Annotated in this window: 19 protein-coding genes; 12 read left to right on the top strand and 7 right to left on the bottom strand. The window is 71.8% G+C overall.

The window, feature by feature from the left end:
- The first annotated feature begins 120 nt into the window (after nucleotides 1–120).
- A complete protein-coding gene (gene trpS, locus NNW99_RS13370; RefSeq protein ID WP_215119202.1) occupies nucleotides 121–1,134 on the top strand; it encodes a tryptophan--tRNA ligase in 1,014 nt (337 codons plus the stop codon).
- 141 nt (nucleotides 1,135–1,275) lie between these two features.
- Complete coding sequence (locus NNW99_RS13365) at nucleotides 1,276–1,854, top strand: 2'-5' RNA ligase family protein (RefSeq protein ID WP_215119200.1); 579 nt, start codon at nucleotides 1,276–1,278, stop codon at nucleotides 1,852–1,854.
- 60 nt (nucleotides 1,855–1,914) lie between these two features.
- On the opposite strand, the gene NNW99_RS13360 is transcribed toward NNW99_RS13365, so the two are convergent.
- Both NNW99_RS13360 and NNW99_RS13355 read right to left on the bottom strand, forming a co-directional pair.
- Nucleotides 1,915–2,670 carry a decaprenylphospho-beta-D-erythro-pentofuranosid-2-ulose 2-reductase gene (locus NNW99_RS13360; protein ID WP_215119199.1) on the bottom strand — a complete coding sequence of 252 codons (756 nt, stop codon included), beginning with the start codon at nucleotides 2,668–2,670 and terminating at the stop codon, nucleotides 1,915–1,917.
- 16 nt (nucleotides 2,671–2,686) lie between these two features.
- Nucleotides 2,687–4,069 (bottom strand): FAD-binding oxidoreductase, encoded by a 1,383-nt coding sequence (locus NNW99_RS13355; protein WP_215119197.1) that lies wholly within the window; start codon nucleotides 4,067–4,069, stop codon nucleotides 2,687–2,689.
- A gap of 133 nt (nucleotides 4,070–4,202) precedes the next feature.
- On the opposite strand from NNW99_RS13355, the gene NNW99_RS13350 reads away from it, so the two are divergent.
- From NNW99_RS13350 to NNW99_RS13335, 4 genes are read left to right on the top strand one after another with little or no spacing between them, the layout of a single operon-like run.
- Nucleotides 4,203–4,724: a phosphatase PAP2 family protein gene (locus tag NNW99_RS13350; RefSeq protein ID WP_215119195.1), complete on the top strand. Its 522-nt coding sequence runs from the start codon at nucleotides 4,203–4,205 to the stop codon at nucleotides 4,722–4,724.
- A 10-nt stretch (nucleotides 4,725–4,734) separates the two neighbouring features.
- Nucleotides 4,735–5,679 carry a decaprenyl-phosphate phosphoribosyltransferase gene (locus NNW99_RS13345; RefSeq protein ID WP_215124257.1) on the top strand — a complete coding sequence of 315 codons (945 nt, stop codon included), beginning with the start codon at nucleotides 4,735–4,737 and terminating at the stop codon, nucleotides 5,677–5,679.
- The gene (locus NNW99_RS13340; protein ID WP_251057777.1) at nucleotides 5,676–6,131 is read left to right on the top strand and encodes a GtrA family protein; all 456 of its coding nucleotides are present in this window, start codon (nucleotides 5,676–5,678) and stop codon (nucleotides 6,129–6,131) included. Before NNW99_RS13345 ends, NNW99_RS13340 begins: the two co-directional genes overlap by 4 nt.
- Complete coding sequence (locus NNW99_RS13335; RefSeq protein ID WP_215119193.1) at nucleotides 6,119–7,048, top strand: YihY/virulence factor BrkB family protein; 930 nt, start codon at nucleotides 6,119–6,121, stop codon at nucleotides 7,046–7,048. The genes NNW99_RS13340 and NNW99_RS13335 overlap by 13 nt, the downstream gene beginning before the upstream one ends.
- A 199-nt stretch (nucleotides 7,049–7,247) precedes the next feature.
- On the opposite strand, the gene NNW99_RS13330 is transcribed toward NNW99_RS13335, so the two are convergent.
- A complete protein-coding gene (locus tag NNW99_RS13330; RefSeq protein ID WP_370869135.1) occupies nucleotides 7,248–8,561 on the bottom strand; it encodes a D-alanyl-D-alanine carboxypeptidase family protein in 1,314 nt (437 codons plus the stop codon).
- 91 nt (nucleotides 8,562–8,652) lie between these two features.
- Here NNW99_RS13330 and NNW99_RS13325 point away from each other — a divergent pair, with 91 nt between their 5' ends.
- From NNW99_RS13325 to NNW99_RS13310, 4 genes are all read left to right on the top strand, one after another.
- On the top strand, nucleotides 8,653–8,892 hold the full coding sequence (locus NNW99_RS13325; protein WP_184591218.1) for an SCO4848 family membrane protein: 240 nt from the start codon (nucleotides 8,653–8,655) through the stop codon (nucleotides 8,890–8,892).
- Between the two features lie 23 nt (nucleotides 8,893–8,915).
- A complete protein-coding gene (locus NNW99_RS13320) occupies nucleotides 8,916–10,379 on the top strand; it encodes a metallophosphoesterase (RefSeq protein WP_215119190.1) in 1,464 nt (487 codons plus the stop codon).
- Nucleotides 10,380–10,421: 42 nt separating this feature from the next.
- On the top strand, nucleotides 10,422–10,781 hold the full coding sequence (locus NNW99_RS13315) for a hypothetical protein (protein WP_215119188.1): 360 nt from the start codon (nucleotides 10,422–10,424) through the stop codon (nucleotides 10,779–10,781).
- A 190-nt stretch (nucleotides 10,782–10,971) separates the two neighbouring features.
- Nucleotides 10,972–12,528: an ABC transporter substrate-binding protein gene (locus NNW99_RS13310; RefSeq protein WP_215119187.1), complete on the top strand. Its 1,557-nt coding sequence runs from the start codon at nucleotides 10,972–10,974 to the stop codon at nucleotides 12,526–12,528.
- 48 nt (nucleotides 12,529–12,576) lie between these two features.
- On the opposite strand, the gene NNW99_RS13305 is transcribed toward NNW99_RS13310, so the two are convergent.
- From NNW99_RS13305 to NNW99_RS13295, 3 genes are read right to left on the bottom strand one after another with little or no spacing between them, the layout of a single operon-like run.
- A complete protein-coding gene (locus NNW99_RS13305) occupies nucleotides 12,577–13,320 on the bottom strand; it encodes a TetR/AcrR family transcriptional regulator (protein WP_215119186.1) in 744 nt (247 codons plus the stop codon).
- Nucleotides 13,321–13,352: 32 nt separating this feature from the next.
- Nucleotides 13,353–13,832 carry a thiol-disulfide oxidoreductase DCC family protein gene (locus NNW99_RS13300; RefSeq protein ID WP_215119184.1) on the bottom strand — a complete coding sequence of 160 codons (480 nt, stop codon included), beginning with the start codon at nucleotides 13,830–13,832 and terminating at the stop codon, nucleotides 13,353–13,355.
- Nucleotides 13,833–13,844: 12 nt separating this feature from the next.
- The gene (locus NNW99_RS13295; RefSeq protein ID WP_215119183.1) at nucleotides 13,845–14,252 is read right to left on the bottom strand and encodes a hypothetical protein; all 408 of its coding nucleotides are present in this window, start codon (nucleotides 14,250–14,252) and stop codon (nucleotides 13,845–13,847) included.
- 119 nt (nucleotides 14,253–14,371) lie between these two features.
- On the opposite strand from NNW99_RS13295, the gene NNW99_RS13290 reads away from it, so the two are divergent.
- Nucleotides 14,372–14,764 carry a hypothetical protein gene (locus tag NNW99_RS13290; RefSeq protein ID WP_215119181.1) on the top strand — a complete coding sequence of 131 codons (393 nt, stop codon included), beginning with the start codon at nucleotides 14,372–14,374 and terminating at the stop codon, nucleotides 14,762–14,764.
- Nucleotides 14,764–17,235, top strand: a complete 2,472-nt coding sequence (locus NNW99_RS13285; protein WP_215119179.1) for a DUF4132 domain-containing protein — start codon at nucleotides 14,764–14,766, stop codon at nucleotides 17,233–17,235. Before NNW99_RS13290 ends, NNW99_RS13285 begins: the two co-directional genes overlap by 1 nt.
- Before the next feature lies 1 nt (nucleotide 17,236).
- On the opposite strand, the gene NNW99_RS13280 is transcribed toward NNW99_RS13285, so the two are convergent.
- Nucleotides 17,237–17,848, bottom strand: a complete 612-nt coding sequence (locus tag NNW99_RS13280) for a Uma2 family endonuclease (RefSeq protein ID WP_215119178.1) — start codon at nucleotides 17,846–17,848, stop codon at nucleotides 17,237–17,239.
- Between the last annotated feature and the right edge of the window lie 67 nt (nucleotides 17,849–17,915).

Below are 17,915 nucleotides of genomic sequence, written 5' to 3'. Positions count from 1 at the left end.
GCCTCAGTGGCGCGGGGCCGCATTGATTTGCGGCTCCGCCGCGGGGCGCGACCAGCCACAACGGGCGCGCGGTTCCCCACCCGCCGAAACCACCCACACCCCTCTGAGACAATAAAGAACATGGCCTCTGACCGTCCCCGCGTGCTCTCCGGTATCCAGCCCACCGCCGGCTCGTTCCACCTCGGCAACTACCTCGGCGCCGTCCGCCAGTGGGTGGCCCTCCAGGAGAGCCACGACGCGTTCTACATGGTCGTCGACCTGCACGCGATCACCATCCCGCAGGACCCGAAGGACCTGCGCGCGAACACGCGTCTGGCCGCCGCCCAGCTCCTCGCCGCCGGTCTCGACCCGGACCGCTGCACGCTCTTCGTCCAGAGCCACGTCCCCGAGCACGCCCAGCTCGCCTGGATCATGAACTGCCTCACCGGCTTCGGCGAGGCCGGCCGGATGACCCAGTTCAAGGACAAGTCCGCCAAGCAGGGCGCCGAGCGCGCCTCCGTCGGCCTGTTCACGTACCCGATCCTCCAGGTCGCGGACATCCTGCTCTACCAGGCCCACGAGGTCCCGGTCGGCGAGGACCAGCGCCAGCACATCGAGCTCACCCGCGACCTCGCCGAGCGCTTCAACGGCCGGTTCGGCCCGACCTTCACCGTGCCGAAGCCGTACATCCTCAAGGAGACGGCGAAGATCTACGATCTTCAGGACCCGTCGATCAAGATGAGCAAGTCGGCGTCCACGCCGAAGGGCCTCATCAACCTCCTCGACGAGCCGAAGGCCACCGCGAAGAAGGTCAAGAGCGCGGTCACGGACACCGACACCGTCATCCGCTTCGACGCGGCCGAGAAGCCCGGCGTCAGCAACCTCCTCGGCATCTACTCGACGCTCACCGGCGAGACCATCGCCGAGCTGGAGCAGAAGTACGAGGGCAAGGGCTACGGCGCGCTCAAGACGGACCTCGCGGAGGTCATGGTCGATTTCGTGACGCCGTTCCGGGAGCGCACCCAGCAGTACCTGGACGACCCCGAGACGCTCGACTCGATCCTCGCCAAGGGCGCCGAGAAGGCGCGCGCGGTCGCCGCGGAAACGCTTTCCCAGGCGTACGACAAGGTCGGTTTCCTGCCCGCCAAGCACTGAACCCGCCCCCGCGCACAGCCGTACCACCCGACAGCGCTGTACATCACTCCGGTTGCGCCTGCCCGTAACCCGCCCGTGGCCGTACAGTCGATAACCGGGTGGTCGTATCAGCGACCCGCCAACTGAACGACAGGAGACGACGTGGGGACCGTAACGATCGGTGTTTCGATCGCGGTCCCGGAGCCTCACGGCAGCGAGCTCCAGCAGCTGCGCGCGGGCTTCGGCGACGCCTCGGCTCACGGCATCCCCACGCACGTCACCCTGCTGCCGCCGACGGAGATCGACGAGGACGCCCTGGCGGCCGTCGAGGCGCATCTGACCGAGGTCGCCGCGGCCGGCCGGCCGTTCCCCATGCGGCTGTCCGGCACGGGCACGTTCCGGCCCGTGTCGCCGGTCGTCTTCGTCCAGGTCGTCTCGGGCGCGGAGGCCTGCACGGGGCTCCAGCAGCAGGTCCGCGACCCCTCCGGACCGGTCCCGCGCGAACTGCAGTTCCCGTACCACCCGCACGTCACGGTGGCGCACGGCATCGACGAGGCGGCGATGGACCGCGCCTTCGAGGAACTCTCCGGCTACGAGGCCGAGTGGCCCTGCACCGGCTTCGCCCTCTACGAGCAGGGCGCCGACGCCGTCTGGCGCAAGCTCCGCGAGTTCCCCTTCGGCGGCGCGGTCGTCCCGACCCAGGCCGGCCCGGCGGAACGCGGCTCGATCCCCACCCGCTGACCCGGCGTCAGATCGGCGCCCGCGCCGGACCGACGGCCCCACACCGGACCGGCCGCCGCGTCAGATCGGCAGCCGCCGGAACACCCCGCGCGGCAGATGACGCAGGGCCGCCATCACCACGCGCAGGGCGCCCGGTACCCACACCGTCTCCGAGCGGCGGCGCAGACCCAGCTCCACGGCCGTCGCGACCGCCTCGGGCGTGGTCGCCAGGGGCGCGTCGGGCAGGCCGGCGGTCATCCGCGTACGGACGAAGCCGGGGCGTACGACCATGACGTGCACGCCCGTGCCGTGCAGCGCGTCGCCCAGGCCCTGTGCGAAGGCGTCGAGGCCGGCCTTGCTGGAGCCGTAGATGAAGTTCGCGCGGCGGGCCCGCTCGCCCGCGACGGAGGACATGACGACCAGGGAGCCGTGACCCTGGGCCTGGAGGGCGCGGGCGCACACCAGGCTCGCGGAGACCGCGCCGGTGTAGTTGGTCTGCGCGACCCGCACCGCCGCCTCCGGCTCCCGCTCGTCACGGGCCTGGTCGCCGAGCAGCCCGAAGGCGAGCAGCACCATGTCGATGTCGCCCTCGGCGAAGACCTTGCCGAGCACGGCCTCGTGGGAGCCGGGGTCGAGCGCGTCGAAGGCGATGGTGTGCACATCGGCCCCGAGCCCGCGCAGCCGTCCGGCGGCCTCCTCCAGGGCGGCCGAGGGGCGGCCCGCGAGCCAGACCGTGCGGGTGCGGCGGGCGACCAGCCGGCGGGCCGTCGCCAGCGCGATCTCCGACGTACCGCCGAGGACGAGCAGGGACTGGGGGAGACCGAAGGCGTCCTTCATGACAGCTCCTAAATGCCTAGAGGTGGAGGCGGCGGGCCAGGTCGGACACGAACACCCCGTGCGGGTCCAGTTCGGCGCGCAGTGCGCGGAAGTCGTCCAGGCGCGGGTACATGGCCGCGAGCAGCTCCGGACGCAGCCGGGCGTCCTTGGCGAGGTAGACGCGCCCGTCCGCGGCGGCGACCTCCTCGTCGAGTTCGTCGAGGAACGCCCCGAGGCCGGGCAGCCCCGCCGGGATGTCCAGCGCCAGCGTCCAGCCCGGCAGGGGGAAGGACAGCCAGCCCGGGTCGGACTCCCCGAAGCGCTTGAGGACGGCCAGGAAGGACGGGCAGCGGCGCTCCGCGATACGGCGGACGATGCGGCGCAGCGCGTCCTCCCGGCCGTGGCCGACGACGAACTGGTACTGCACGAAGCCGCCGCGGCCGTAGACCCGGTTCCAGTGGGGCACCCCGTCCAGGGGGTGGAAGAACGCGGAGATGCGCTGGAGCCGGCCGATCCGCGCCCGGGGGGACTTGCGGTACCAGAGCTCGTTGAAGAGGCCCACGGTGGTCCGGCTGAGCAGACCCTCGGGGACGACGGCCGGGGCGGCCGGGAGACGGGCGGTGCGGAAGGCCAGCGGGTCCGTGCGCAGCCGGGCGGGCAGCGCGTCCAGGGGCGCGTGGTCGCCGCGGGTGAGGACCGCCCGGCCGGTGGCGGCGCCCCGGGCCAGCAGATCGATCCAGGCGACCGAGTAGCGGTAGCGGTGGTCGGTGGCCGCCAGCCGGGCCATCAGATCGTCGAGGTCCGCCGCCCGTTCGGTGTCGACCGACATCAGCGAGGTCTCGACCGGCTGGAGGCGGAGCGTCGCGGTGAGGATCACGCCGGTCAGTCCCATGCCGCCCGCGGTGGCGTCGAACAGGGGCGTGCCGGGGATCACCGTGCGGATCTCGCCGTCGGCGGTGAGCAGTTCGAAGGACAGCACGTGCCGCGCGAACGAGCCCGAGACATGGTGGTTCTTGCCGTGGATGTCGGCGCCGATCGCCCCGCCGACGGTGACATAGCGCGTGCCGGGGGTGACCGGCACGAACCAGCCGAGCGGCAGCAGCACCTGCATCAGCCGGTGCAGGGAGACGCCCGCGTCGCACAGCACCGTGCCGCCGGTGGCGTCGATCGCGTGGACGCGGTCCAGGCCCGTCATGTCGAGCACGGACCCGCCCGCGTTCTGCGCCGCGTCCCCGTACGCCCGTCCCAGGCCCCGGGGGATCCCGCCCCGGGCCCCGCACTCCCGTACGGCCGCCGCCGCCTCCTCGTACGTCCTCGGGCGGATCAGCCAGCCCGCGGTGGGAGCGGTGCGGCCCCAGCCGGTGACGGTGGTGTGGTCCGGGCCCAGGACGTCCGGGTCGGAATCGGTGTCGGCAGACATGTTCGTGACCGTATCGCCCTCTTGTGGGTGATTAGTTAGGGAACATGGCATCCCTCCCCGAAATGGGTGATTAATGGGATGTCGCTCAATATTGCCGGAGTTCGGGCCGCATGGGCATGAACAGTGAGTCCACATGGACGACCTCGACGACCTGCACGGCATGGACCACCGGATCGTTTCGGCGCTCAGGGCGTGCGGCACCGACCCGCGCGTGGCGGGCGCCGCGCGCGCCCTGTCGTGGGCGGGGGAGCACGCGGCGCTGTGGCTGGCGGCGGGGCTCGCCGGAGCCGCCGTGGACCGCGGGCGGCGCGGCGCCTGGCTGCGCGGCACCGCGCTGACCGCCGGGGCGCATCTCGTCAGCATGGGCGTGAAACGGGTCGTGCGCCGACCGCGCCCCGCGCATGTCGAGCCCCTGGTGCGCACCGCCGGCCGGCACTCCTTCCCCAGTTCGCACGCCGCCTCCGCCACGGCAGCCGCCGTCGCCTTCGGCGCCCTCGGAGTGCGCGGGGTCCCGCCGCTGGCCGCCGCCGTGTGCGTCTCGCGGCTGGTGGCCGGCGTCCACTACCCCTCGGACGTCGCGGCCGGCGCCGCCCTGGGCGCGCTCACGGCCCGGCTCGGCGCCCGCTGGGTGCAGGGAGGCGCCCGACATGACTGAGGCGCCCGCCATGGCCGAGACGGCCGTACTGCGGCAGCGCGGGGGCGAGAAACGGCCCGCGCCACCCCGCGGGGGCGGTCTCCTGGCCGGTCTCCTCAGGACCGCGCGCCCCCGGCAGTGGATCAAGAACATCCTCGTGGTCGCCGCCCCCGCGGCGGCCGGGGAGCTCTTCTCCCGGCACGCTCTCGTGCAACTCGCCCTGGTCTTCACCCTCTTCACCGCCTGCGCCGCCGCCGTCTACCTCGTCAACGACGCCCGCGACGCCGAGGCCGACCGTGCCCACCCCACCAAGCGGCACCGCCCGGTCGCCGCCGGGCAGGTCCCCGTACCCGTCGCCTACGCCGTCGGCGGCGTCCTGGCCGTCCTCGCGCCCGCCGCCGCGTCCTGGCTCTGCTCCCCGGCCGTCGCCGCCCTGCTGGCCGCCTACCTCGGCATGCAACTGGCCTACTGCGTCAGCCTCAAGCACGTCCTCGTCGTCGACCTCGCCGTCGTCACGACGGGCTTCCTGATGCGGGCGATGATCGGCGGACTCGCCCTCGGCATCCCGCTGTCGCGCTGGTTCCTGATCACCACCGGCTTCGGCGCGCTGTTCATGGTGTCGGCCAAGCGCTACTCCGAGGCCGTGCAGATGGCAGGGAAGGCGGGTGCCACGCGCGCGTTGCTCACCGAGTACACCGCCGGCTACCTCCGCTTCGTCTGGCAGCTCGCCGCCGGGGTCGCCGTCCTCGGCTACTGCCTGTGGGCCATGGAGGAGGGCGGCGTCCCGCACACCAGCGTGCTGCCCTGGCGGCAGCTGTCCATGGTCGCCTTCATCCTCGCCATCCTCCGATACGCCGTCTTCGCCGACCGCGGCACGGCCGGGGAACCCGAGGACGTCGTCCTGCGCGACCGGGCGCTCGCCCTCATCGGACTGGTGTGGATGGCGATGTACGGCCTGGCGGTGGCCAATTGGTGACCACGCGCGCGTGGCGAATCCGGTCGGTCTTCCCCTCGCGCCGGGAACTGACCGGCTTCGCCGCCGTGGGTCTCCTCGCCTACGCCGTCGACCTGGCCCTGTTCACCTGCCTGCGCGGCCCCGCCGCACTCGACCCGCTCACCGCCAAGTCCCTGTCCTTCGTGGCCGCCTGCTCGGTCGCCTACGCGGGCAACGCCCTCGGCCCCTACCGGGCGGCACGGGGCCGGGGCTGGCGGCCGTACGCCGTCTTCTGCGCGGTGAACCTCGCCGGGGCCGCCGTCCAGCTCCTCTGCCTCACCGTCAGCCACTACGGCCTCGGGCTCACCTCCCAGCGCGCCGACACGGTCTCCGGAGCGGTCGTCGGCATGGCCCTGGCCACGATTCTGCGGTTCTGGGGTACCCGTACATGGGTGTTCCGGGCGGAGGGCAGAAGCGGATCATGGACTGGCTGAAAAAGCTTCCGGTGGTCGGGCCGTGGATGGCACGGCTGATGATCACGCACGCGTGGCGGTCGTACGAGCGGCTGGACCGCGTGGCGTGGACGCGGCTGGCCGCCGCGATGACCTTCACCAGCTTCGTCGCGCTGTTCCCGCTGCTGACCGTGGCCGCCGCGATCGCCGCCGCCACGCTCGGCAAGGACCAGCAGGACAAGCTGCAGGACACGATCGCCGAGCAGGTGCCCGGCATCTCCGACCAGCTCGACATCTCCGGCCTGGTGGACAACGCCGGCGCCATCGGCCTCATCGCGGGCGCGCTGCTGTTCTTCACCGGCATCAGCTGGGCCGGCTCCATGCGCGAGTGTCTGCGCGCGGTGTGGGAGCTGCCCGAGGAGGACGAGAATCCGGCCCTGCGCAAGGCCAAGGACGCGGGCGTCCTGGTCGGCCTCGGCGGCGCCATCCTCGTCACCCTCGCCGCCTCCGCCGTCGCCTCCGCGATGGTCGGCTGGATCATCCGGCAGCTCGGCATCGACGAGGGCGGCTGGGGCGGGGTCCTGCTCCGCGTCGCCGCGTTCCTGGTCGCCGTCCTCGCCGACTTCCTGCTCCTGCTCTACGTCCTGACCCTGCTGCCCGGCGTCGAGCCGACCCGCCACCGCCTGGTCGTCGCCGCGCTGACCGGCGCGGTCGGCTTCGAACTCCTCAAGCTCCTCCTCAGCGGCTACCTCCAGGGCGTCGCCGCGAAGAGCATGTACGGCGCGTTCGGTGTCCCCGTCGCCCTTCTCCTGTGGATCAACTTCACCTCGAAGCTGGTCCTGTTCTGCGCGTCCTGGACGGCGACACAAAGCAAGCAGGACGAAGTCCCGGCCGAGGGCCAGGGCCGCCCGGAGGGGTCGGGCGGGGCAGCGGACGCGGCGGTGGCGGGGGGCGGCTGACGGCACGGGCGCCGACAGCGCGCTGTGGGCTCCTGACAGCCAGGCGCCCCCGGGGCCGGTCGGCCGGCCTACCAGGTTCCGCTGGCGGCCGGCGGGGTGCCGGATGCGGTGGCGGCCGGGGCGGCTGTCCTGACGGACGCTGCCCGACCGGCCCCGGTGTCGTGCCGTGCCTCCCCAGCGCGGTGGTGGCTCCCGCGCGTCAGCCGTCGTCGCCCGAACGGGCCCTGCGGCGGACCAGGTCCGGGAGGGGCCAGCGGCGGTTGATCAGGAAGGCGCCGGCCGCGAGCAGTACCAGGACGCCGCCGGTGATGCCGAGCGCGGTTCCGATGCCGCTGTAGCCGTCCGCGGTGGAGGCGCTGGCCACCGGCTTGGAGCCGGTTCCGGCCTTGCCGCCGTCGCCGGAGCCGCCGGCCTCGCCGGAGGGGTTCGAGCCGGGCCGGTCGGCGCCCTGCGCGGCGCTCCTCGGCGGCACCAGCTCGCCCACCGGCTGCACCTTCCCGGCCGCCTTGAACCCCCAGTCGAACAGCCGGGCGGTCTCCTTGTAGACCTCGTTGTGCTCGTCCTTCGACGGGTTCATCACCGTCACCAGCAGCACCTTGCCGTTCCGCTCGGCGACGCCGGTGAACGTGGCACCCGCGTTGGTGGTGTTGCCGTTCTTCACACCCGCGATGCCCTGGTAGACGGGCACGTCCGCGTCACCGCTCAGCAGCCGGTTGGTGTTCTGGATCTCGAAGGGCTTGCGGACGGTCTTGCCCTTCTTGTCCTTCGTCGTCTCGCCGGGGAACTTCGCGCTGACCGTCGAGGCGTACTCGCGGAAGTCCTTCTTCTGCAGCCCGGAACGGGCGATCAGCGTCAGGTCGTACGCCGACGACACCTGCCCCTCCGCGTCGTAGCCGTCCGGGCTGACGACATGCGTGTCGAGGGCCTGCAGCTCCTCGGCGTGCGCGTTCATCTCCTTGACGGTGTTCTCGACGCCCTTGTTCATGGCGGACAGCACATGCACCGCGTCGTTGCCGGAGCGCAGGAAGACGCCGAGCCACAGGTCGTGGACGGTGTAGGTCTCGTCCTCCTTTATCCCGACCATGCTGGAGCCCGAGCCGATGCCCGCCAGGTCGGAGGGCAGGACCTTGTGCTGGGTCGTGCTCGGGAACTTCGGCAGCAGCGTGTCCGCGAACAGCATCTTCAGCGTGCTCGCCGGGGCCAGCCGCCAGTGCGCGTTGTGCGCCGCGAGCACGTCACCGGTCTCGGCGTCGGAGACGATCCAGGAGCGGGCGCTCAGGTCCTTCGGCAGCACCGGCACCCCGCTCGCCAGGTTCACCTGCGTCCCCGGCCGCCCGAGCCGGGCACCGCCCACGGTCGACATCGACGCCGGGGGAGTGGCCGAGGGGCTCGCCGACGGGCTCCCCGAGGGCTTCGGGGCCGCGACGGCGGCGGGTGAGGCCAGGGCGAGGGACGACAGGACGGCGGTGGTGACCAGCAGGGATCGCCTGGCGGTCTTCTTCGGTGCGGGCACGGTCGGAAACGTACATGCCGTGCGCAGGGAAGTCCCGCTTCCACCCCCACCCCGGGAACGGAACAGGACACGCTCTGGCGATACTGGACTCATGAAGCTCAGCCGCCCCGTCTCCTGGTTCCTGCTCGCCTTCGGGGTGTGGAGCTGGGTCATCTGGATCACTTTCGTCAAAAACCTTGTCAAGGACGGCAGCGGGCTCGCCTTCGACGACGGTCATCCCACGGCGTACTTCTGGGTGCACCTGCTGCTCGCCGTCGTGTCCTTCGTATTGGGGACGGTCGTCGGCGCCATCGGGTTGCGTGGTCTGCGCGCATTGCGCCGGACGTCATAACGGCAATCGGGAGACACGACACCGTGGCCATCGTCTTCGTACTCGTCGCCCTGCTGGTCCTGGCCGTCGTCGTGACGGCCAACTGGTACGTGTGGCGCCGCCTGTTCCGCGACACGACCCGCGGCCCGGGCCTCACCCGCCGCGCGGGCGCGGTCCTGATCGCGGGCGGCTGGGCCCTGGCGATCACGGCCCTGGTCGCCGAACGCTCCGGCGCCCCCTTCTGGCTCCAGCAGACCCTCGCCTGGCCGGGCTTCCTCTGGCTGGCCCTGTCGATATACCTCCTGCTGGCGGTACTGGCGGGCGAGCTCGTACGCCCCCTGCTGCGCCGGTTCCTGGAATGCCGGGACAGATCGAGGACCGACCCCGGGACGGCCCCGACGGTGTCGCCTGCGGCGCCCCTGAACACCGAGCAGACCCCGCACACCCCCGCCACCTCCGACGAAGCGACCGCCCCGCCGCAGACGGGTGTCGGCGCCGCCGCACCCGGCGTAGCGGCGGCAGCCGCCGCACAGGCCGCCTCCCGCGGCGGGGCGACGGCCTCCGCCACCGAGTCCCACCCCCGGACGGAACCCACCCCGGACACCCCGGAGACCCCGGAAGCCACCCCCCAGCCCCTCACCCTCACCGGCACCACTGACACCACCCCCGCTCCCCCCACCGGCCCCTCCCGCCGTCTTTTCGTCTCCCGGGTGGTCGCCGGAGCCGCCGCGGCCGCCGCCGTCGGGACGGTCGGGTACGGGACGTACGGCGTGCTGCGCGGGCCGAAGGTCAGGCGGGTCACGGTCCCTCTGGCCAAGCTGCCGCGCGCGGCGCACGGCTTCCGGATCGCGGTGGTCAGCGACGTGCACCTCGGCCCGGTCCTGGGCCGCGGCTTCGCCCAGACGGTCGTCGACACGATCAACGCGACCCAGCCCGACCTGATCGCGGTCGTCGGCGACCTGGTCGACGGCAGCGTCAAGGATCTCGGCCCCGCCGCGGCCCCGCTGGCCGGGCTGAAGGCCCGTCACGGGTCCTACTTCGTCACCGGCAACCACGAGTACTTCTCCGGCGCCGAACAGTGGGTCGAGGAGGTCCGCAGCCTCGGCATCAACCCCCTGGAGAACGCCCGCCGGGAACTCCCGTACTTCGACCTGGCCGGAGTCAACGACATCGCCGGCGAGGAGGAGGGCCAGGGCCCCGACTTCGCCCGGGCACTCGGCGACCGGGACACCGCACGCGCGTGCGTGCTGCTCGCCCACCAGCCCGTGCAGATCCACGACGCCGTCGAACACGGCGTCGACCTCCAGCTCTCCGGCCACACCCACGGCGGCCAGCTCTGGCCCGGCAACCTCATCGCCTCCGCCGCCAACCCCACCCTCGCGGGCCTGGAACGCTACGGCGACACCCAGCTCTACGTCTCCCGCGGCGCGGGCGCCTGGGGCCCACCCACCCGCGTCGGCGCCCCCTCGGACATCACCCTGATCGAACTGGCGTCGAAGCAGGCCTGACCACCCGTCACTCCGGCCCAGAGGACGCTACGGAGGCTCCCCATGTCCCGAACCGTCCGCACCACTCCCAGGCAACTCCGCATCCAGGACATCCCTTCGGAGTCCATGTCCCTGTACGACCTGCGCTACGCGCACGCCGAACTGGCCCGGGCCACCCGCGAAGGCCGCCGCCCCGCCCCGGCGAAGCTGCTGCACCGGATCACCTCCTGGCCGTGGATGGAGCTCCACTGCAGAAAGGGCTCGTTCTCCGCCGAGATCGCCACGGCCGAACGCCGGGCCCGGCTCCAGGGGCGGCTCGCGGCGCAGCGGATCCGTGGACTGCACCACGCCGGCCACGACCTCGACGACGCGGACGTCCCTCCGGTCCGCCACCGTCACGACGGGCTCTGGAACGCTTGGTAGACACGCAGCACCCAGGACCGGCCGGAGCCGTGAAACCGGACCGAAACGCCCATCGGGCCCATCGGTAAGTTCTTTCCCAAGTCGCCAGATCTCCCTTCCCCGGCCGCAAAAGCCTGTGATTGGGTGAGGCCGCCATGAAGGGGTGTGGCACCGGCACAAGGGCCCGAAGGGTCTGGGGAGGGCAAGGCCGATGCGATCGGTTCGCATGCGGATACTCGCGGGGCTGCTCGTCCTGGCCGCCGCGGGCGTGGGCGCCTGGCAGTTCCTGCCGTCCAAGAGCGACGGCAGGACCATCACGGTCGGCACGACGGACGCCGTCACCTCGCTCGACCCGGCCGGTGCCTACGACGCCGGATCCTGGGCGCTGTTCAGCAACGTCTTCCAGTCGCTGCTCACCTTCACGCCGGGCGGCGCCGCCCCCGTCCCGGACGCGGCCAAGAGCTGTGCGTTCGCCCGCGGCGACCTGACGACGTACCGCTGCGAACTGCGCTCCGGCCTCGCCTTCCCGAGCGGCCGGACGATGACCGCCGAGGACGTGAAGTACTCCTTCGACCGGATCCTGAGGATCAAGTCGCCCGTCGGCCCCGCGCCCCTGCTCGACACCCTGCGCTCCGTCGACGCCGACCGGCTGACCGTCACCTTCCACCTGTCCTCGCCCGACGCGACGTTCCCCTTCAAGGTGGCCACCGGCGCCGGCTCGATCGTCGACCACACCGCCTACCCGGCCGCCGAGCTGCGCACCGACAACGGTGTCGACGGCACCGGCCCCTACACCCTCACCTCCTACACGAAGAACGCCAAGGCGGTCCTCGCCCCCAACGCCGGTTACCAGGGCGCAGTCAAGGGCGGCGCCGACCGCTCCGTGGAGCTCCGCTACTACGACACCCCCGACGCCCTCGACACTGCCTGGAAGGACAGACAGGTAGAGGTCGCGACCCGCCAGCTGCCGCCCCAGGTCCTCGCCGGCCTGAACCCGAGCGACCCGGCCCAGCGCGTCTTCGAGGCGGACGGCTCCGAGACCCGCAACCTGTACTTCAACACCCGCGCGGGCAAACCCCTGCACAAGCCCGAGGTCCGTCAGGCCCTGGCTTGGCTGATCGACCGCGAGCGGCTGGCCGCCACCGTCTACGACGGCACCGTGGACCCCCTGTACTCCCTCATCCCGGCAGGCATCACCGGCCACACCGCCTCCTTCTTCGACGACTATCCCGAGCAGGACGCGAAGAAGGCACGGCGGCTGCTCACCGAGGCCGGCGTCACCCTGCCGGTCCACATCAGCTACGGCTACGCCGAGGGCCGCGGCGCAGGCGCCCAGGAGGGCGCCGAGATCAAACGGGAGCTGGAGGCGAGCGGACTGTTCAAGGTCACTCTCCAGGGCTACGAGTGGACCGACTTCCAGAAGCGCTGGGCGGACGGCAAGCTCGACGCGTACGCCGTCGGCTGGGTCGCCGACTTCCCCGACCCGGACACCTTCGGCGCCGCGCTCGTCGGCACCGGCAGCGCCATGAACACCGGCTACAGCAGCAAGACCGTGGACCGGCTCATCAAGGACAGCCAGCGCTACGCCGACCGCGGCGAGGCCGACCGGGACTTCCGCGAGGTGCAGCAGACCGTCGCGCGGGACGTGCCGGTGCTCCCGCTGTGGCAGGCGAAGGAGTACGTCGTCACCACCGAGGACATCGGCGGCGGCCAGTACCTCTCGGACGGCACGGGCGTCTTCCGCCTCTGGAGCCTCACAAGGCTCTGAAGGCGATGAAGGCGCTGAGGCGCCCCGCGTGGCCCTACGACTCGGTCCCTACGACTCGGTGCGGCGCGCCGCCGGGTCCGGGATCGCCCGCGTCATCCCCGGCAGGAAGTCCGTGAACAGCTCGTGCACCTCCCGCACCAGCGGCCGCAGCACCCGGAAGCGGGCCAGGGCGACGCCCCGCGAGGTGAGCCGGGCGCCCCGCTCGGCGAGCCGGTAGCTGCGCTCCCGCCCCTCCGTACGGTCGAAGATCCAGTACAGGACGAGCCCCATCTGGGACAGCCACATCAGCTCGGGAAGGATGTCCCGCAGTTCCTCGGGCACCTTCGTCTTCGTCGCCCCGGCCAGCACCTCCTTGTGGACGCTGATGGCCTCCACGCGCGCGTGCTCCGACTCGGGGGAGAAGGGGCTGAGCGGGCTGTCCGGGTCGGCGGCGTTCTTGAAGAACTGCACCGCGAACTCGTGGTAGGGCGCGGCGATGTCCAGCCAGGTCCGCAGGACACCCGCGAGCCGCGTCTCCAGGTCGGTCTCCCGGTCCAGGATCTCCCGGACCGCCACCTGGTGCTCGGCGGCGATCCGGTCGTAGAAGCCCTGGATCAGATGCTCCTTGCCCGCGAAGTAGTAGTACGCGTTGCCGACGGAGACCCCGGCCTCCTGGGCGATGGCCCGCATCGTCGTCTTGTCGTAGCCGCGCTCCTGGAACAGCCGCATGGCCGTCTCCAGGATCAGGGCGCGGGTCTGTTCGGACTTCGTGGGGGTGGCGCCGTCGTCGGGGCCGTCGTTCTTCGCGGACACGGGAAGAGAGCCTAACGTCAGCACCGGTGCGGCTACCGAGGGGCGCAGGTGCCGTCGGCGCAGCCCGGCGCGGTGTAGGTCCAGCCGGCCTCCGGGGTGTACGCCCACCCGTCCGCCCGCCGGTACACCCGGCCGCCCCACCGCGTCCCGCCCCACTGCGACCCGCGCCATTTCGCGGCGGCCAGCACCGCGCCCTTGGCGAGCAGGGCACCGGAAGGGGTGCTGAGCCGGTGGGCGAGCGGACGGTGCTCGCGCAGCGCCCACAGGGTGACGATCCAGGCGGCGGGCCCCAGATAGACCTGCCCGGCGTCGCCGACGACGGTGATCTCGTCGAGGGTGGCGCCGTGGTCGAGTCCGGGAAAGCGCCGCCGGGCCTCCTCGGAGGCGGCCGGGACCAGCTCCAGCGGCACCAGTTGCGGCTGCCGCAGGAGCCAGTCGCGCAGGAACGCGCACAGGGAGCACTCGGCGTCGTACAGGACGGTGAGCCGGCGGACCGGTGCGGTGGCGTTCACCCGGGCCTCCGCTCAGGCCCGCGCCGACGGAGCCGCCCAGCCCTGCGGCGGCACGGGCGGCACCTGCTCCCGCTCCATCACACCCCGCCGCCGGATCCGGTTCAGCACATAGACGTTGGCCAGGTGCATCACACCGAGCACCAGCAGCACCACACCGAGCTTCGTCGACAGGGCCTCGAAGACCCCGCGGGTGTCGGTGATGGTCTCGTCCCCGCTCAGATACAGCGCGACGAACCCGAGGTTGACGAGATAGAACCCGACCACCAGCAGGTGGTTGACGGCATCGGCGAGCTTCTCGTTGCCGTGCAGCACATCGGCCAGGAACACCTTCCCGTTCCGACTGAGCGTGCGAGCCACCCAGACCGTCAACGCGACGCTGACCACCAGGTAGATGACATAGGCGATGACCGTGCGGTCCATTGCCCCACCCTTCTTGAACACGTTCAAAACGCTGTCGAGGAAGACTGTAGACCCTTTTTTGAACACGTTCAACACAGGGGTCGGGGTGATTGTCAGTGGCGCCTCGTACTGTCTGCGGCATGGCAATCGTGACGTTCGTCGACGAGACGACAGCGGGGGAGCGACGGGCGGGCTGGGGGCTCGAGATCGCCGAGGAGCGGCTGACCGTGCGGGAGTTGATCCGGCGCCGGGTGTTCCAGGAGGTCGCGGAGTTCAACGCCCGTACGCCGAAGGTGTTCCAGGGGCTCGTCCAGCCCGAGGACACCGAGCGCGTGCTGAACGGATACGCGGTGCGCACACCCCGCCGCATCGACCCCGAGGCGCAGACGGCCCTGGCCCTGCGCGCCTTCGCGGGGAACGGCTTCCTGGTGCTGGTGGGGGACCGTCAGATCACGGACCCGGACGAGGAGATCGAGCTGCCGCTCGGTACCGAGATCACCTTCCTGAAGCTCGTTCCCCTGGTGGGTAGCTGATGAGCGCCTTCCGGTCGCCCCGGTCGCACACGGACCGGCTGCGCAACAGGATCGAGGACGGCGACATGGGCCGGGTCGCCGACGAGGCGCTGCGGGTCATGGACTCCAGCCGCGGCGCCTGGGGAGGCAGTTGGCAGCAGGTGCTGGACCAGCTCCGGGAGCTGCCGGCCGAGCGCCGCCGCGCCCTGCTGTACGCCCTGGCCGACCGCTTCGGCCAGGCCGGTGACGAGACGGAGGCCCGCTGCCGCCATCTCGCCCTGTGCGGCATGGTCTCCGAGGGCCTCACCGACGACCCGCTGGCCGCCGAGCGCCACCGGGCCCTGGCCGATCTGGCCCGGCACCAGTCCTTCTGGTACGCGGCCCGTTTCGACGTGCTGTTCCGGGCCGAACTGGCCGCGGGACGCCCGCTCCCCGCGCCCGTCGTGGCCGTGGTCCGCCGCGCCGCCCTGGACGCCTACCGCGCGGGCGACCTCACGGAACTGGCCGGGCAGCTCACCGACCCCGTCCTCAACGTCGGCGAGGAATGGGCCGAACAGGCCATGCGCGACGCCGCCGCCCCCGACTGGCAGGCCCTCCTCGCGCACGCCCTCACGGCCACCGCCTCCAAGCCCACGGCCAAGTGGGACAAGGGCGCCCGCGCCCTGCTCGACACCCTCGGCCCCGACGACGTCCGCGAGCGACTCCACTCCTGGCTCGCCCTCGTCGGCCGCCCTCGCACCCTCCTCCTGGAACGCCAGGCGTGGCAGCCGGACATCAACAACGCCTACGACCCGTACAACGCGACCGCCCTGCGCGGCCTGGCCTGGCTCCTCTCCCTCCTGCCGCCCCACCCCGACACGGCCCGGGCCCTCGGCGCCCTCGTCGAGACCTCGCTGAAGAAGGCCGCCGGACTCGGACCCCGCAATCCCAAGGTCGCCAACGCCGGCGTCGTCGCGCTCGCCCGCATCGACAGCGAGGCCGCCCTCGCCGAACTCGCCCGGCTGGCCACCCGGGTGACGTACAAGAACACCGCCAAGCTCCTCGACACGGCCCTGGAGACACGGGCCACCGCGCTCGGCCTCAGCCGCGAGGAGATCGAGGAACTGGCGGTCCCCGCCTACGGCCTCACAGAGGTCGGCCGGGCGGAGCACCGCTTCGGCGAGGTGACCGCGCTGCTGGAGGTCCAGGGCACCCGGGCCGTGCTCGGCTGGCGCAACGCCGCGGGCAAGCCCGTCAAGAGCGTGCCCGCCGCGGTGAAGCGCGACCACGCCGAGGAGCTCAAGGAGCTGAAGGCCGGGCTCAAGGACATCGACAAGATGCTCTCCGCGCAGAGCGAGCGCCTGGACCGCCAGTTCCTGGCCCGCCGCACCTGGTCGTACACCACCTGGCGCGAGCGCTACCTCGACCATCCGCTGGTCGGCACCCTGGCCCGCCGCCTGCTGTGGACCGTCGACGGTACGACGGCCGGATTCGCGGACGGCGAGCTGCGGACACTGACCGACGACCCCCTCACTCAGGGCACGCGGGTCGAACTCTGGCACCCGGCCGGCCATGAACCCGCCGAGATCGTCGCCTGGCGCGACTGGCTGGAACGGCACGCCGTCACCCAGCCGTTCAAACAGGCCCACCGCGAGATCTACCTGCTCACGGACGCCGAGCGCACCACCGGCAGCTACTCCAACCGCTTCGCCGCCCACATCCTGCGCCAGCACCAGTTCCACTCCCTGGCCGCCGTCCGCGGCTGGCGCAACAAGCTCCGCCTGTGCGTCGACGACTCGGCCCCGCCCGCCACCCGCGAGCTGCCCCAGTGGGGCCTGCGCGCCGAGTACTGGATCGAGGGCGACGGCGAGGACTACGGCGTCGACACCACCGACTCCGGCAGCTATCTGCGCCTGCGCACCGACCAGGTCCGCTTCTATCCGATCGACGCCCCGCAGAACTCGGCGCACTGCTCCGGCGGCGAGTACGGCATGTGGCTCCGCGACGGCCAGGACCCCGTCGACCCGCTCCCCCTGGCGGACATCCCGCCCCTGGTCCTCTCCGAAGTCCTGCGCGACGTCGACCTGTTCGTCGGCGTCGCCAGCATCGGCAACGACCCGACCTGGCAGGACGGCGGCCCCGGCGGCCGCTTCCGGGAGTACTGGACGTCGTACGGCTTCGGCGAACTGAACCAGAGCGCCGAGACGCGACGCGCGCTGCTGCAGCGCCTGATACCTCGCCTGGCCATCGCCGACCGCTGCACCCTGGAGGGCCGCTTCCTGCATGTGAAGGGCGAACGCCACACGTACAAGATCCACCTCGGCTCGGGCAACATCCTCATGACCCCGAACGACCAGTACCTCTGCATCGTCCCGAAGTCCGACCCGGCCGCCCCGGGGACGGGCTACCTCCCCTTCGAGGGCGACCGCATGCTGGCGGTCATCCTGAGCAAGGCGATGCTCCTGGCGGCGGACACGAAGATCACGGACCCCACGATCCTGAGCCAGCTGTGACTCAGTCGCTCGTCGCCGGCTGTCCCGCCTTCAGAATCGCGGCGACATCGAGGGTGACCTCGGCGCCGATGGAGTCGGGGAGCGTGACGAGTTCGCCGGGGGCATGGGGACGGTGGTTCTCGTACTTGTCCCCGGCTGGGGCGGTGAGGACGTGGAGGCGCTGGTGTTTGCGGTCGACGATGACATACACCGGGACCTTCGCCTCCGCGTACGCGGTGACCTTGGTGCGCAGGTCGGTCCGGTAGTTGCTGGAGGTGACCTCCAGGACCAGGCGGAAGCAGACGGGGTCGTAGCAGTTGTTCTCGATGAGGTGGTCGTCGATGTCGCCGTCCACGAGAGACAGATCGGGAATCGCGTAGTCCTCCGTGCCGGTCGGCAGCCAGAGGCCGATGCCCTGAACCAGCTTCGAGTCCGGCCCGTGAAGGCCCGCTGCCATGAAAGGCAGCATGAGGTCGGTCAGGGCCACCGCGTGCGAACCGTCGGGAGGTGGAGACGCGAGGATCTGGCCTCCGATGATCTCGACTCGGTAGCCCGGGTTGCGCTCCATGAGCCGGTTGGCCTCCGTGATCAGCGGACGCCTTCCGTAAGGCCGCTCGACGGCTGCAGCGGACATCAGGTGCCTCCCGTGGCTGGTGTCGAGAGCATCATCGTAGGTCGGACGCCCCCCGAGCGTCGCTCTC

The sequence above is a fragment of the Streptomyces sp. CRCS-T-1 genome (genome assembly GCF_024442335.1).
Taxonomy (GTDB): Bacteria; Actinomycetota; Actinomycetes; order Streptomycetales; family Streptomycetaceae; genus Streptomyces; species Streptomyces koelreuteriae.
The sequence above is the reverse complement of the archived record's forward strand: the minus strand, read 5'-3'. Positions and strand labels throughout refer to the sequence as shown.

Bases quoted from the DNA above. Each gene is read 5' to 3' on its own strand.
- trpS (WP_215119202.1), top strand. From the start codon at position 121: ATGGCCTCTGACCGTCCCCGCGTGCTCTCCGGTATCCAGCCCACCGCC.
- NNW99_RS13360 (WP_215119199.1), bottom strand. From the start codon at position 2,670: ATGAAGGACGCCTTCGGTCTCCCCCAGTCCCTGCTCGTCCTCGGCGGT.
- NNW99_RS13355 (WP_215119197.1), bottom strand. From the start codon at position 4,069: ATGTCTGCCGACACCGATTCCGACCCGGACGTCCTGGGCCCGGACCAC.
- NNW99_RS13350 (WP_215119195.1), top strand. From the start codon at position 4,203: ATGGACGACCTCGACGACCTGCACGGCATGGACCACCGGATCGTTTCG.
- NNW99_RS13345 (WP_215124257.1), top strand. From the start codon at position 4,735: ATGGCCGAGACGGCCGTACTGCGGCAGCGCGGGGGCGAGAAACGGCCC.
- NNW99_RS13335 (WP_215119193.1), top strand. From the start codon at position 6,119: ATGGACTGGCTGAAAAAGCTTCCGGTGGTCGGGCCGTGGATGGCACGG.
- NNW99_RS13325 (WP_184591218.1), top strand. From the start codon at position 8,653: ATGAAGCTCAGCCGCCCCGTCTCCTGGTTCCTGCTCGCCTTCGGGGTG.
- NNW99_RS13315 (WP_215119188.1), top strand. From the start codon at position 10,422: ATGTCCCGAACCGTCCGCACCACTCCCAGGCAACTCCGCATCCAGGAC.
- NNW99_RS13310 (WP_215119187.1), top strand. From the start codon at position 10,972: ATGCGATCGGTTCGCATGCGGATACTCGCGGGGCTGCTCGTCCTGGCC.
- NNW99_RS13295 (WP_215119183.1), bottom strand. From the start codon at position 14,252: ATGGACCGCACGGTCATCGCCTATGTCATCTACCTGGTGGTCAGCGTC.
- NNW99_RS13290 (WP_215119181.1), top strand. From the start codon at position 14,372: ATGGCAATCGTGACGTTCGTCGACGAGACGACAGCGGGGGAGCGACGG.
- NNW99_RS13285 (WP_215119179.1), top strand. From the start codon at position 14,764: ATGAGCGCCTTCCGGTCGCCCCGGTCGCACACGGACCGGCTGCGCAAC.
- NNW99_RS13280 (WP_215119178.1), bottom strand. From the start codon at position 17,848: ATGTCCGCTGCAGCCGTCGAGCGGCCTTACGGAAGGCGTCCGCTGATC.